Source organism: Streptomyces sp. ATCC 21386 (assembly GCF_018728545.1).
Classification (GTDB): Bacteria; Actinomycetota; Actinomycetes; order Streptomycetales; family Streptomycetaceae; genus Streptomyces.
Window position 1 is genome coordinate 8,859,195 of record NZ_JAAVVL010000001.1, and the last position, 13,803, is coordinate 8,872,997.

Below are 13,803 nucleotides of genomic sequence, written 5' to 3' on the forward strand. Positions count from 1 at the left end.
GCGGTTCTGGTCTGTGGCGGTTCTGGTCTGTGGCGGTTCTGGTCTGCGGCGGTTCTGGTCTGTGGCGGTTCTGGTCTGTGGCGGCCTTGGGACTTGGCCGGGGCCGGGGCCGGGGCCGGGGCCCGGGGACTTGCTGAGGCCGGCGCCCTGGGACTGTCCTGGGCCCGGGGCCTGGGCCTGCTCTCGGTCGGCCTCAGCGTCCGGTCTCGCCGGGGACGGCGGGCTCGGTGACGCGGTTCTCGGCGATGGCGGCGAACTCCTCCACCGTCAGGGACTCACCGCGGGCCTGCGGGGAGACTCCGGCGGCGACGAGGGCGGCCTCGGCGGCGGCCGGGGAGCCGGCCCACCCGGCGAGAGCGGCCCGCAAGGTCTTGCGCCGCTGGGCGAAGGCCGCGTCGACGACCGCGAACACGTCCCGTTTGGCGGCGGTGGTCTTGATCGGCTCCGTGCGGCGGACCAGAGAGACGAGCCCGCTGTCCACGTTCGGCGCCGGCCAGAAGACGTTCCGTCCGATCGCCCCGGCCCGCTTGACCTCCGCGTACCAGTTGGCCTTCACCGACGGCACGCCGTACACCTTCGAGCCCGGCCCGGCGGCCAGCCGGTCGGCGACCTCGGCCTGGACCATCACGAGGGTGCGCTCGATGGTGGGGAAGGTGTCGAGCATGTGCAGCAGTACGGGGACCGCGACGTTGTAGGGGAGGTTCGCGACGAGGGCGGTGGGGGCGGGGCCGGGGAGTTCCGTCACGTCCATCGCGTCGGAGTGCACGAGGGCGAAGCGGGCGGCGCGGGTGGGCATGCGGGCGGCGATCGTCGCGGGCAGGGCGGCGGCGAGGACGTCGTCGATCTCGACGGCCGTGACCCGGTCCGCCACCTCCAGCAGGGCGAGGGTGAGCGAGCCGAGGCCCGGGCCCACCTCGACGACGGTGTCCTCCGGGCGGACGTCCGCGGTCCGCACGATGCGGCGAACCGTGTTCGCGTCGATCACGAAGTTCTGGCCGCGCTGCTTGGTCGGACGCACACCGAGCGCGGCGGCGAGTTCGCGGACGTCGGCGGGGCCGAGGAGGGCGTCGGGGGAGGGGCTGCTCACCGCACCAGGGTACGGGGCGGGGCGCTCCGCCCGGTTCTTGGGCGCCTCATGGGGTGGCCGGTGCGGGTGCGTCGGCGCCGCACCCGACAACGCCCCGGCGTCCCCGAACCCACGCGCGCCCCTACCCCCGAAGCCGCGCCCCGCAGTGCGGCCAAGGACTCGCCCCCCGCTGCACGTACAGCTTCTTCGCCCGCATCGTCTGCTCCGCCGCCGGCGCGTCCTGGGGTCGCCCACTCCCCCCGAGACTCCGCCAGGTCCCGGTGTCGAACTGATACAGCCCCCCATACGTCCCGGAGGGATCGACCGCGTTCGGCCGCCCTCCCGACTCGCACGCGGCGAGGCCGCCCCAGTTCAACCCCTCCGCCCCCGCCACGGACGTCGGCATCGCCTTCGTCCCCACCTTCACCACCTGCTCCCGCGGCTCACGAACCACCTCCGTCCGCACCAGCCGCGGCCGCTGCCGCACCCCGTTGACCGTCCGGAGCGCGTACGTGACCCGCCTCACCCCCGGACGCCCGGCCCGCTCCACGACCTCCGTGCCCCGGAACAGCGAGGGATCCTCGGTACGGCGCACCCGGAACGGGATCGGCACCTCCCGGACCTCCCCGGATTCGGTCACCCGCAGCACGGTCACCGTCTGCCCGTCCCGGGGGAAGCTGGACCGCGCGACCGAGGTGGTGTCCTCGCCGCGCAGGGTGACCCCGGCCTGCTCCACGGCCTCCCCCACGGTCGCCGCGTTCGTACGGATCGTCCGCGCCCGCCCGTCCGCCAGGATCGTGACGGTGCGCTCCGTACGGACGTCCAGCTCCAGCCCCGCACGCCCGATCCGCTGGGAGCGCGAGGTCGACACATACGCGCCCTCCGCACGCACCCCGAGCTGGTGGAGCGCCCCGTCCACCGTGTGGGCGGTCGTCCACACCTTCCGCCGCTGCCCGTCCAGGGTGAGGGCCACGGGACGCCCGTAGTGCACGGCGACCTCGTCCCCGCTGCTCAGCGGCGTACCGGGGGCGGGGGCGACGACGTCGTGCGCGCCGAAGGCGACCCCCTCGTCGGCGAGCAGTTCGGTGACGTCGTCGGCGAACGTGTGCAGCGTGCGGGGCCGCCCGTCGACGGTCAGCTCGATCGCCTTGTCCTTCGCCACGAACGCGGAGGTGCCGCCCGCGAGAAAGGCCACCACCAGGGCCTGCGGCACCAGCCGCCGCAGCGAACCGGGCCGGTCGGCGGCCCGCCGACGCCGCACGGCCCGCCGGGAGCCGCTCCGGCCGCCGCTCCCGTCCTCCAGCTCACCCGCGGCCTCCTGGGCGAGCCGGTCCTCGTAGGCGGGCCGGTAGGTGTCCGGGCGGGCCGGGCGGTCGTCAGGGTGGTGGTCCGGCTGGTGGTCCGGGTGGGGGTCCGGCTGGTGGTCCGGGTGGGGGTCCGGCTGGTGGTCCGGGTGGGGGTCCGGCTGGTGGTCCGGGTGCACCCCGTAGGGCAGGGTCTCGGCCTCGTACGGCGACTGCGCATTGCTCACGACGACACGCTCCAGAGGGGATCCGGGTCCGGGTCGGGCGACGTGAACCTAGCGGACTCCGGTCACCCTCCAAAGCAACGCGGTCACTCAGTGTCGCGACACGGGCCGCTGATCATCTTTTTGGGCCCCCCGGACGGCCTACGGGACGTGACCCCTCAGTAATCGAACGCCCTCGCCGTGTTCACCGCGATCGCCGTCGCCAGCGCGTCCTCGTCGATGCCCCGCACCACCGCCATCGCCCGAACCGTGATCGGAACGAGATACGGCGCGTTGGGCCGTCCGCGGTACGGCGCGGGTGTCAGGAAGGGCGCGTCGGTCTCCACGAGGACGAGTTCGAGGGGCGCGACGGCGAGCGCGTCGCGCAGCGGCTGGGCGTTCTTGAACGTCATGTTCCCGGCGAAGGACATGAAGTAGCCGTGCGCGGCGCAGACCGCCGCCATCTCCGCGTCGCCGGAGTAGCAGTGGAAGACGGTCCGCTCGGGCGCGCCCTCCTCCTTCAGGATCCGCAACACGTCGTCGTGGGCGTCGCGGTCGTGGATGACCAGCGCCTTGCCGTGCCGTTTGGCGATCTCGATGTGCGCGCGGAAGGACCGCTCCTGGGCGGCCTTGCCCTCCGGTCCGGTCCTGAAGTAGTCGAGCCCCGTCTCCCCGACGCCCTTGACCTGCGGCAACGCGGCCAGCCGGTCGATCTCGGCGAGGGCGTGGTCGAGGGCAGCGTCCCCGCCGGGCGTCCGTGCGCCCTGTCGGGACCAGCCGTCCGGATCGCCGTGGACGATGCGCGGCGCCTCGTTCGGATGCAGTGCGACGGTCGCGTGCACGGCCTCGTGGCGCTCGGCCGTCTCGGCGGCCCAGCGCGAGCCCTTGATGTCGCAGCCGACCTGGACGACCGTCGTCACCCCCACGGAGGCGGCCTTCGCGAGGCCCTCCTCGACGGTGCCGGACTGCATGTCCAGATGGGTGTGCGAATCGGCGACCGGCACCCGGAGGGGTTCGGGGAGCGGCGGCGCGGCGTTCTTGTCGTTCGAGGGCATGCCCCGATCCTACGAATCGCACGATCGGGGCATGCCCCACAGGCGCGCTGGGGGGAGGTCAGCTCGCCTTGCGGTGGAACGGGTGCAGCAGGTCGGACAGGTGCCAGTGGTGCTGGTCCTGCGGCTGTTCCCGGGACTCCGCCGCTGCCGGGGTGCCGTCGTCCGCCACCGGGCGGGGCTTCGGCAGATGCCGGCGACGCTCGGCGTCCCGCACCGACGACACCTGGCCCGCCCGCATGATCCGGACGACATGACCGTCGCAGTTCTGGCACGTGGGCCGGGACAGCGGGGACGGCACGACCGTGCCGTCGGCCACGTACATCACGAAGTCGCGCCCCTGGGCGTCGTTGTGGTGCTCTATCTCGTACGACTGCTCCCAGCCGTGCCCGCACCGCATGCAGGCGAAGGCGTACGACTCGTGAACGACGGCGGTGGCGGTGTCGCGCAGCATCGCGCGCTCTGCGATCTCGGTCATTGCCAGCTCCTCTTGTCCGCTGGACGGTGGGGACGTGACGTGTACGTCCTCACCACCCAGTTGACGCCTTCACGGACCTGGTGGGCACCCCATCTGCCGACTGTTGAAGGGCATTTGGTCTCCCCTTGTGCGAAGCCCGTCCGTAGGAGGGCTGCGCTTTGCTCGGCTTTGCCGCGGCATGGGTCTGACCGGTTCTTCGGCTGCGGGTGGGGTTTCTCGCGCAGTTCCCCGCGCGCCTGGAAAAGCGGGCTGCGCCCTGCTTTTCGGCCCGAGGAGCCCGGGGCGCAGCCCCGGCTCTTCAGGGGCGCGGGGAACTGCGCGAGCAACCACGAACCACCCGCACCCGCCGACGAACCCGTACCTCCCGCCCCCTCAGGCGCCCCGGCCCACATCCCGCTTGGCGGCCACCACCGCGTCGAAGACAACCCGCTTCGGCACTCCCGCCTCCACCGCGACCGCGGCGATCGCCTCCTTGCGCCGCTCGCCCGCCTCCTCCCGGACCCGCACCCGCCGCACCAACTCCTCCGCGTCGAGCTCCTCCGAACCCTTCTCCGGCGCCCCCTCGACCACCACGGTGATCTCCCCGCGCACCCCGTCCGCCGCCCATTCGGCCAGCTCCCCGAGCGGGCCCCGCCTGACCTCCTCGTACGTCTTGGTCAGCTCCCGGCACACCGCGGCCCGCCGCCCCGCGCCGAACACCTCGGCCATCGCCGCGAGCGTGGCGTCCAGCCGGTGGGGCGCCTCGAAGTACACGAGCGTGCGCCGGTCCTCCGCGACCTCGCGCAGCCGGGCGAGCCGCTCCCCGGCCTTGCGCGGCGGGAACCCCTCGAAGCAGAACCGGTCGACGGGCAGCCCGGACAGCGCCAGGGCGGTGAGGACGGCGGAGGGACCGGGCACGGCGGTGACCCGGATGTCCTTCTCCACGGCGGCGGCGACCAGCCGGTACCCGGGGTCGGAGACCGACGGCATCCCCGCGTCCGTGACCAGCAGCACCCGGGCGCCGCCCACCAGCGCCTCGACGAGCTCCGGCGTCCGCGCGGCCTCGTTGCCCTCGAAGTAGGAGACGATCCGCCCGCCCGGCTGCACCCCCAGCGCCTGGGTGAGCCGCCGCAGCCGCCGCGTGTCCTCGGCGGCGACGACATCCGCCCCGGCCAACTCCTGGGCGAGCCGGGGCGGCGCGTCCGCGATCTCACCGATGGGGGTACCTGCCAGCACAAGAATTCCAGTCACCGTCCCATCCTCCCAGGGGCCCGGCCCCCGAAGGGGCGCGGGGAACTGCGCGACCAGCCCCCACCGGGCCCGCAGCCGCGAGACGACATACACCCCAGACCCAATAGGCGCCCCACATCCCCATCCACGGGACTCCCACAGCCGTGTTCCCTACGATGGCGCGGTGACCAGTACCGCGTCCTCCACGGACACCCGGCAGGACCAGGCCACCGAAGACCCGCGGCCGTCGTGGCAGCACCGCCTGCGCCGTTTCGGCTACACGGCGGCGCCGAGAAGCGACGTCCGCACCCGGCTGGTGCCCCCGTACACGCCTCCCGGCCCGCGCTTCTGGGCCGTCCTCGGCGTACGCGAGGAGGTCGCGGCCCGCCTTGTCCGCTGGTCCTCGTGGGGCGGTCCCCTGCTGGTCACGCTGCTCGCCGGGCTGATGCGGTTCCACAACCTCGGCAGCCCCAGGGCGGTGATATTCGACGAGACGTACTACGCCAAGGACGCGTGGGCGATCGTCCACCGCGGTTACGAGGTCAACTGGGCCAAGAACGCCAACGAGCTGATCCTCAAGAACAACGGGGACGTCCCGATCCCGACGGACGCGGCGTATGTCGTGCACCCGCCCGTCGGCAAGTACGTGATCGGTCTGGGCGAGCTGATGTTCGGCTTCGACCCGTTCGGCTGGCGCTTCATGACGGCCCTGCTCGGCACGCTCTCCGTCCTCATGCTGTGCCGGATCGGCCGCCGTATCTTCCGCTCGACGTTCCTCGGCTGCCTCGCGGGCGCCCTGATGGCCGTCGACGGGCTGCACTTCGTGATGAGCCGCACGGCGCTGCTGGACCAGGTCCTGATGTTCTTCGTGCTGGCCGCGTTCGGCTGCCTGGTGATCGACCGTGACCGGGCACGCGCACGGCTGGCCGCCGCCCTCCCCCGGGACGGCGACGGGATCGTACGCCCCAACTCCCTCATCGCCGAGACGACCCGCCTCGGCTGGCGCCCGTACCGCTGGCTGGCCGGTCTCTGCCTGGGCCTGGCGCTCGGCACCAAGTGGAACGCCCTGTACTTCATGGTGTTCTTCGGGATCATGACCGTGCTCTGGGACTACGCGGCCCGCAAGGTCGCCGGCGCGCGCCAGCCGCTGATCGCGACGATGCAGCGCGACCTGGGCTGGGCGTTCCTGTCCACGGTCCCGGTGATGATCGTCACCTATTTGGTGTCCTGGACGGGCTGGATCCTCTCCCCCGACGACGGCTCCGGCGGCTACTACCGCAACTGGGCCGCGACCGAGGGCAAGGGCGGCTGGTTCAGCTGGCTGCCGGACTGGCTGCGCAGCCTGTGGCACTACGAGCACGCGGTCTACGAGTTCCACGTCGGCCTGTCGTCCCCGCACACGTACCAGTCGAACCCGTGGAGCTGGATCGTCCTCGGCCGCCCGGTCTCGTACTTCTACGAGTCCCCGTCCCCCGGCAAGGACGGCTGCGCGGCCGACACCGCCGACAAGTGCGCCCGCGAGGTCCTGGCCATCGGCACGCCCCTGCTGTGGTGGGCCGCCGCGTTCGCCGTCCTCTACGTCCTGTGGCGCTGGTTCTTCCGCCGCGACTGGCGCGCGGGCGCGATCGCCTGCGGCGTCGCCGCCGGCTACCTCCCCTGGTTCCTCTACCAGGAACGCACGATCTTCTTCTTCTACGCCGTCGTCTTCCTCCCCTTCCTCTGCCTCGCGGTCACGATGATGATCGGCGCGATCCTCGGCCCACCCGGCGCCCCGGAACGCCGCCGAGTAGCGGGCGCGGCGGCCGCCGGCGTCCTGTTCCTCCTCATCACCTGGAACTTCATCTACTTCTGGCCCCTCTACACCGGCCAGCCCATCCCGATCGACAGCTGGCGGTCGCGGATGTGGCTGGACACCTGGGTGTAGCTGGGCGGACGGGTCTTGCGGGCACGGCAGCGCGCCGTGCCCGCAAGGTCACTGTCGGTCATCAGTGGCCGTCACTGGTCCTCCTCGGACGGCTCGGAGACGGCCCGGCTCCACCCGTGGGCAGATTCACAGCGGGCTCAATCCACCTTCTACGACCTGCGGCTTTCCGTAAGTCGGCCGCTTTGGAGTCGCTTTGGCGCGATTCATCATGGCCCTAGGCTTCCGGTGCGTCGGGGAGTCTGTGGACCTGCCCGGTAAAGCACGACGAAGGGGTCATGAGCTTGCAAGCACGCGCCAAAGCGGCTGGCTGCAACGCGCAGTCGGCCACCTCAGCCACGACCTGCCCGTTCTTGGATAGGCGGCACGGACATTGGTCGGGCTGGAACGGGGCCGCCGCATCAGCCACGACCAAAGTGCCTATGACCTGCCCTTTCCCCTGACTTGGCTGACTCCTGGGCACTTACTTGGCCGGATAATGGGCAAACGGCCGCGCACCGGGGATCCTCACACACTCTCGCTTAGAGATCGGCAATGCCTTGCTCCGACCAGCGGCCAGCCGCGCCGGGGCAGGCTGCGACGTACGAAGCGACCGCTTCCACGTCCCATGCGCCGGCGGACAGCAGACCAGACGCCGGAAAGCGCACGTAGGCAGGCGACGGGGGCACCCACTGAACGTCATCCATGCCCGGTGCCCGGTACATCTCCTGGCCGCAATGTCGGCGAACTGCTGGACAGTCACCAGGTGCGCTCTGGCCAGTACGCGCCCGGTCGCGTGCGAATCGTAGAAAGCCCTACCGCCTCCCCACACGGGCGACCCGGTCGCGAAGTACCTCCCGATCGGCAGTTGGCGGTCGCGGATGTGGCTGGGCACCTGGGTCTGGCGGGTCTGACACGACGATGACCACGACGAACGCTCAGGCGTCGTGGTCATCGTCTTTATCAGGCTTGCCAGGTTTGTCAGGCGGTCGCCACCGGCACCGTCCTCCTCCGCCGCCGTGCGACGAACGCGGCGATCGCCAGCCCGAGGCCGACCAGGGCGAGGGCCGCACCGGCGATGACGGCCGTACCGATGACGGTGGGGATCGTGCGGTCGTCGGTCACCCGGCCCTGTACGGCGGATACCGGCACCGTCCCGTCGTGGTCGCTCGCGAAGAAGCGCGAGTCCAGGGAGTCCGCCCGGTTGTCACCGAGCAGGAACAGCCGCCCCTTAGGGACCGTGACGTCGTACGACCTGTTCACGCCGTTCGCGTCGCCGCCGTTCACATACGGCTCCGCTATCGGCTTCCCGTTGACGCTGAGCCGCGCGTCCGGGCCCTCGCCCGTGCAGCACACCACCCGGTCGCCGCCGAGACCGATCACCCGCTGCGCCACGCCGACGCCGGACTCGTAGCGCTCCGGTGCCGAGAACAGCACGACGTCACCGCGCCGCACCTCACCGCCGTCGACCTTCTCGGAGAAGATCCGGTCGCCCGGCTCGTACGTCGGCGCCATATTCCGGCTGCTGACGACGGACGCCCCGTACGAACTCCACGCGTACACGAGGGAGCCGACCGCCAAGGCCACCCCCGCCAGCCCCACCACGACCGCCGTGACCCACAGTCCCCGCCCCTTGCCCGACATCGTTTCCTCCCCCTTGCGGCACATCCGCGGCGGCACGATAGCGAGCGTGTGTGAACGGCCGGTGCGGGCCCGTGCCGTATCCGACGCTCCGGTCAGCAGCCGTAGTACGGGTCGTTGATGTAGTCCGCGTCGTCGGTGAACCAGGTGTGGGCGCTGATCGCGTTGTCCGCCGAGCCGCCGTCGAGGAACTTCTCGTAGCCGAGGGACAGGTCTCCGTAGTAACTGCCGGCCTCGATGCAGAACACCGACTGGCCCGCACCGGGCTTCACGTGACGGTACAGAGCGACCTCGCTGAAGTTGCCGGGGAACCCGTTGTTCCACAGGGAGGTGGCGCGGTCGTTGAAGTTGCCGCACTCGTCGCCCCAGTACCCGTCGTTGCCCTTCCACCGGCACGAGGCCCCGCTGAAGCCCGCCAGGTCGTAGGCGTAGAGGTACCCGTCGGCACCGTCGGCCGCGGCCAGTCCGCTGAGTTTGGCGCCGGGGCGTACCGGGGTCGGCGCGCCGGGGGCGGCCTTCGCCGGGGCGGACGGCTTGGCGTCCGAGGCCGCCAGGGCGGGACCGGCGGTCGCGACCAGCCCGATCACGGCAGCCGCCGTCAGGACACCGCGCATGTACCGTTTCATCATTTTATGTCTCTTTTCTGGGTGTTGTGCCGCGACGAGTCTTCGTCGCGGACGATCCGCTCCGCCTTCGGCAGCGCGGCAAGACGCATACGCCGGGCGTTGGTCACGTCGGCGCGGTACTTCTCGCGCACCTTCGCGAGGTGCCGTTCCTCGACGTCTCCCGTGACCTCCGCCAGGCCGGACGCGACGGCGCACTCCGCCTCCGCGACGGCGTAGTCGATCTCCTCGGCCTTCGGAACCGAATCGCCCAGCGCGGCCCGCAGGCCCTGCGGCGACTCGTGGGGCAATCCGCGTCCGGCCACGCAGTCCGACCAGCTCCGCAGCGCCTTGGTGTACGCGGGATCCGCCTGCGCCCGGCTCAGGCCCAGCGCGGTGGCGCCGCGGTCCACGGCGTCCGCGCCGAACCAGGTGCGGAAGTCGCCGTACAGTTCGCCGCGCGCCTCGCTGGTGCACCCCCGCGTGCTCCGCCCCGTCGTCGCGCCGCTCGGCAGGGTGACCTCGACGGTGTCCACGCCGCCGCCCTGCCACACGCGCAGGGCCTCGGCGCGCCGCTTCGGCGTCAGAGCACGCAGGTAGTCCCCCACCGGGTCGTTCGCGCGCAGGCGGGCGGTCTCCTCGGGAGTGCGGACGCGGGAGCCGTACCCGTGGGCGCGGGCCCACGGCACGTCGGTGAGGACGAGTGCCATCGGTGGCGGTTCGGGTCCGGACCGGGCCCGCTCCGGTGTCTTCGGCAGCCGGAACCCAGCGCGGACCATGCAGCGCCGCTCCAGGATGTCCTCGGCCCGGCCCAGGACCGCCAGTTCACTCGTGGTGGCCTCCCGCGGGAGTGCGGAGCTGGGCGCGGCGCGCGGAGCGGACGCGGCCGGTTCACCTGGTCCGCAGGCGGTGAGCGTTCCGAGCAACGGCAAGGACAACAGCACTGACAGCACAGCGGATCTTCTACGCACCAGGTCTCCCCCGTACCCGCACGTCATCGGTCGGCTTCAGAGTGATCCGGGGCGCCTCGCGTCGCACTCACTTTCGGTCCCAGCCGAAAAGCGCTGCCCCGGCGGACCTGGAGAATGGAACCGAAGCAACTCACACCACCCTCTTACCGCGCAGCAAGCGCTTCGGGGGTCTCTGCCTGTGCTGAACATTCATTTCTCCGCCGACGATCTGGCACGGGTGCGCCTCGCCTCGGGTCCCGATCCGGCCTGGGAGACGCTGCTGAGCCTGCACGCGCTCGGTGGCTCACCGGACCACATCGTGTTCGGGCCCTGGCGGGCGAGGGCCCTCGGCGCACTCGACCCGTCGGTCTCCCTGCTGCGCCGGCTCGCGCCGCCGCGCGGCTACTCGCCCGACTTCCTGACACCGGGCGCGGACACCTCCCTGGAGTCCGCCGTCGACGCCGTCATGAGCGTCGGCCGCACCCGGCTGCGCGAGGAGCTCGCCCTCCTGCCCGCCCGGCACCACTCGGCGCCGTGGATGCGTCGGCTGGCCCAGGGCGAGCCGGAGACGATGCGCCGGCTCGGCGGCGTGCTGCGCCGCTACCACCAGCGGGTCCTCGGCCGCCCGTGGCACCGCATCCGCGCGGTCGTCGAGGGCGAACGGGCCCTGCGGGCACGCGATCTCCTCGACGGCGGCGTCGAACGGCTGCTCGGCAGCATCCATCCGCTGGTCCGCTGGGAGCCACCGGTGCTCAGGGTGGAATACCCGGTGCGCCAGGATCTGTTCCTGGGCGGCCGGGGACTGGTCCTGATCCCCTCGTACTTCTGCTGGGGGCGCCCCATCTCCCTCCATGACACGACGCTGGACCCGATACTGGTGTATCCGGCCAACCGCACTCTCCAGCCGCTCACGGAGGACCCCATGACAGCGGGACCGGCCGCCCTGGCCCGCCTCCTGGGGCGTACGCGCGCGGCGGTCCTGGAGGAGATCGCGGCGTCCAACGGCATCACCGGAGGGGAACTCGCCCGGCGGCTGGGCATTTCGGCCGCCTCCGCGAGCGAGCACACCGCGACCATGCGGGGCGCGAACCTGATCATCAGCCAGCGGGTGACGAACACCGTGTGGCACACGGTGTCCCCGCTCGGCCAGGCCCTGCTGGAAGGACGTCGGCCGGATGCGGTGGCGCTCCCCACGACCCCGGTCCCGGCCCCGCTCCCACACCGAATCGGCGCCCGGTCGGCGTGACCCCGCGGGCCGCACCGCGGGGATGGCGGTCCGCACCGCGAGGATGTCCGGATGAATGGGCCCCGGTGGCCTGAATGCGCTCCCCGGATCGGCCGGGCTAACAATCGGGGCACACAAGCGAAGCATTCGCCCCACGCGTCACCCAGGCGTGTTTACAGTGAACCTCGGAGAGCGTTTTCTGAACGCGTTCAACGGCGTTCGGAAGGTGGCGTACGACGGGCCGCACAGGCCACGCGGACCGCGCAACGGGGAGGATCGCGTCATGCGCAAGGGGGTCAAGGGCGCCATAGTCGGCGGGGTGCTCGCCGCGATGGTGGGGGGTGCCGGGTACGGCGGGTACAACATCGTGACCGCGCTCAACGGGGACGGTGGGGGCGTGGAGAAACGCACCGGGCCGCCCGGCGAGGACGAGGTGCGGGAGACCACGGAGAAGTTCTTCGCCGCCTGGGAGAAGGGGGACGCGGCCACGGCCTCCTCGTACACGAACGACGCGGTCGCCGCGCAGGCCGTGTTCGGCAGCTTCGTCGACGCCGCGCGGATCACGGACGTGAAGATCGAGCCGGGCAGGCCCACCGGCTCCGGGGACAGGACCGTCCCGTACTCCGTCGCCGCCACGGTGTCGTACGACGGCAGGAGCAAGAAGCTCGCCTACGAGAGCCGGCTGACCGTCGTGCGGGGGAAGACGACCGGGCGGGCCCTGGTCGACTGGCGGCCGTCCGTCGTGCACCCCGAGCTGAAGGCCGGCGACACCCTGTTCCTCGGCGAGGCGGCGGCACCGCCCATCGAGGCCGTGGACCGCAACGGCAAGGTGCTGACCAAGGAGAAGTACCCCTCCCTCGGGCCGATCCTCGACACCCTGCGGGAACGGTACGGCCCCGACGCGGGCGGCACCCCCGGTGTCGAACTGGGCATCCGGCACACCACCACGAACGCGGGCGACACGACCCTGCTGACCCTCGCCGAGGGCAAGGCGGGCAAGCTGGAGACCACGATCAGCGCGGGGGTGCAGGCGGCGGCCGAGAAGGCGGTCAAGAAGTTCGGAGAGTCGTCGGTGGTCGCGCTGCAGCCCAGCACCGGGCAGGTGCTGGCCGTCGCCAACAACCGCAGCGACGGCTTCAACGCGGCCTTTCAGGGCGAACTGCCGCCCGGCTCCACCATGAAGATCATCACCGCCGCGATGCTCATCGACAACGGTGTGACCTCCATGAACGGCCCCGCCCCCTGCCCCGACACGGCCACCTGGCAGAGCCAGACCTTCAAGAACCTGCCGGGTCTCAAGGCCGACGAGACAGCTAACGCCACGCTCGCCAACAGCTTCGAGCGGTCCTGCAACACGGCCTTCATCAAGCTGATCGACGAAGAGCCTTTGACCGACGCCTCATTGACCGAGGAGGCGCAGGAACGGTTCGGGATCGGCCGGGACGACTGGAAGACGGGCATCGCCTCCATGGACGGCAAGGTGCCGCCGTCCGGCGGGCCGAACCGGGCCGCCAACGCGATCGGGCAGGGCGACGTGCTCATGAACCCGCTGAACATGGCGTCGGTGACGTCCACGGCGATCACGGGGCGGTTCCGTCAGCCGTATCTGGTGTCGCCGAAGCTGGACGAGCGGGAGTTGGCCACGGCGGAGGGGTTGAAGGCCAGTACCGCGTCGCAGTTGAAGCAGATGATGAGGCTGACCGCGACGCAGGGGACCGCGAAGGCCGTCATGGCCGGGCTGAGCGGGGACATCGGGGCGAAGACCGGGTCCGCGGAGATCGACGGACAGGCGGTGGCGGACAGTTGGTTCACCGGGTTCCGTGGGGATGTGGCGGCGGCGGCGATGTCGGAGGGCGGCGGCCGCGGGGGTGAGGCGGCCGGCCCGATCGTGGTGGATGTGCTGAAGGCCGGGGGGTGAGCTGCGGGCCTGAAGGGACGGCGGGGGGGCGGGGCTGAGGAGCACAGAGCGCAGCCCCTGCTTTTCAGGCGCTTTTCAGGGGCTTTCGAGGGGCTTTCGAGGGGCTTTTCGGAGGCATTTCAAGGGCGCGGGGAACTGCGCGAGGAGCCTCACCGGGGCCGCGCTGAATAGCGGCCCCGCCCACGGAGTGATCCGCGGGACTCTAGTGTGGTGGTTCTCGTTGAGGAACGAGAGGCAGCCGGGGGCAGCGGAAGG

At 71.6% G+C, this 13,803-nt stretch carries 11 protein-coding genes; 3 read left to right on the forward strand and 8 right to left on the reverse strand.

The genetic code is table 11. The features are described 5' to 3' along the window. Positions 1–193: 193 nt before the first annotated feature. From rsmA to rsmI, 5 genes are all read right to left on the reverse strand, one after another. On the reverse strand, positions 194–1,087 hold the full coding sequence (gene rsmA, locus GWK25_RS37880; protein ID WP_215455982.1) for a 16S rRNA (adenine(1518)-N(6)/adenine(1519)-N(6))-dimethyltransferase RsmA: 894 nt from the start codon (positions 1,085–1,087) through the stop codon (positions 194–196). Positions 1,088–1,208: 121 nt separating this feature from the next. After that, the gene (locus tag GWK25_RS37885) at positions 1,209–2,597 is read right to left on the reverse strand and encodes a ubiquitin-like domain-containing protein (RefSeq protein ID WP_308404420.1); all 1,389 of its coding nucleotides are present in this window, start codon (positions 2,595–2,597) and stop codon (positions 1,209–1,211) included. A gap of 155 nt (positions 2,598–2,752) precedes the next feature. After that, a complete protein-coding gene (locus tag GWK25_RS37890) occupies positions 2,753–3,628 on the reverse strand; it encodes a TatD family hydrolase (protein WP_215455983.1) in 876 nt (291 codons plus the stop codon). Positions 3,629–3,686: 58 nt separating this feature from the next. Beyond that, positions 3,687–4,103 carry a hypothetical protein gene (locus GWK25_RS37895; protein WP_215455984.1) on the reverse strand — a complete coding sequence of 139 codons (417 nt, stop codon included), beginning with the start codon at positions 4,101–4,103 and terminating at the stop codon, positions 3,687–3,689. A 372-nt stretch (positions 4,104–4,475) separates the two neighbouring features. Next, positions 4,476–5,333, reverse strand: coding sequence for a 16S rRNA (cytidine(1402)-2'-O)-methyltransferase (gene rsmI / locus GWK25_RS37900; protein WP_215455985.1), 858 nt, complete (start codon positions 5,331–5,333; stop codon positions 4,476–4,478). Positions 5,334–5,496: 163 nt separating this feature from the next. Between rsmI and GWK25_RS37905 the strand changes: the two genes are divergently transcribed. Then, positions 5,497–7,236, forward strand: a complete 1,740-nt coding sequence (locus GWK25_RS37905) for a dolichyl-phosphate-mannose--protein mannosyltransferase (protein WP_215455986.1) — start codon at positions 5,497–5,499, stop codon at positions 7,234–7,236. A gap of 957 nt (positions 7,237–8,193) precedes the next feature. Here GWK25_RS37905 and lepB read toward each other — a convergent pair. From lepB to GWK25_RS37920, 3 genes are all read right to left on the reverse strand, one after another. Beyond that, the gene (gene lepB, locus GWK25_RS37910) at positions 8,194–8,856 is read right to left on the reverse strand and encodes a signal peptidase I (protein WP_215455987.1); all 663 of its coding nucleotides are present in this window, start codon (positions 8,854–8,856) and stop codon (positions 8,194–8,196) included. A gap of 92 nt (positions 8,857–8,948) precedes the next feature. Then, positions 8,949–9,482 (reverse strand): peptidase inhibitor family I36 protein, encoded by a 534-nt coding sequence (locus tag GWK25_RS37915; protein WP_215455988.1) that lies wholly within the window; start codon positions 9,480–9,482, stop codon positions 8,949–8,951. Next, entirely contained in the window at positions 9,479–10,387 is a 909-nt protein-coding gene (locus GWK25_RS37920) for a hypothetical protein (RefSeq protein WP_215455989.1), read from the reverse strand. Before GWK25_RS37920 ends, GWK25_RS37915 begins: the two co-directional genes overlap by 4 nt. 217 nt (positions 10,388–10,604) lie before the next feature. On the opposite strand from GWK25_RS37920, the gene GWK25_RS37925 reads away from it, so the two are divergent. Both GWK25_RS37925 and GWK25_RS37930 read left to right on the forward strand, forming a co-directional pair. Then, the gene (locus GWK25_RS37925) at positions 10,605–11,651 is read left to right on the forward strand and encodes a MarR family transcriptional regulator (RefSeq protein WP_215455990.1); all 1,047 of its coding nucleotides are present in this window, start codon (positions 10,605–10,607) and stop codon (positions 11,649–11,651) included. A gap of 262 nt (positions 11,652–11,913) precedes the next feature. After that, positions 11,914–13,548 carry a penicillin-binding transpeptidase domain-containing protein gene (locus GWK25_RS37930; protein WP_215455991.1) on the forward strand — a complete coding sequence of 545 codons (1,635 nt, stop codon included), beginning with the start codon at positions 11,914–11,916 and terminating at the stop codon, positions 13,546–13,548. The last annotated feature ends 255 nt before the right edge of the window (positions 13,549–13,803 follow it).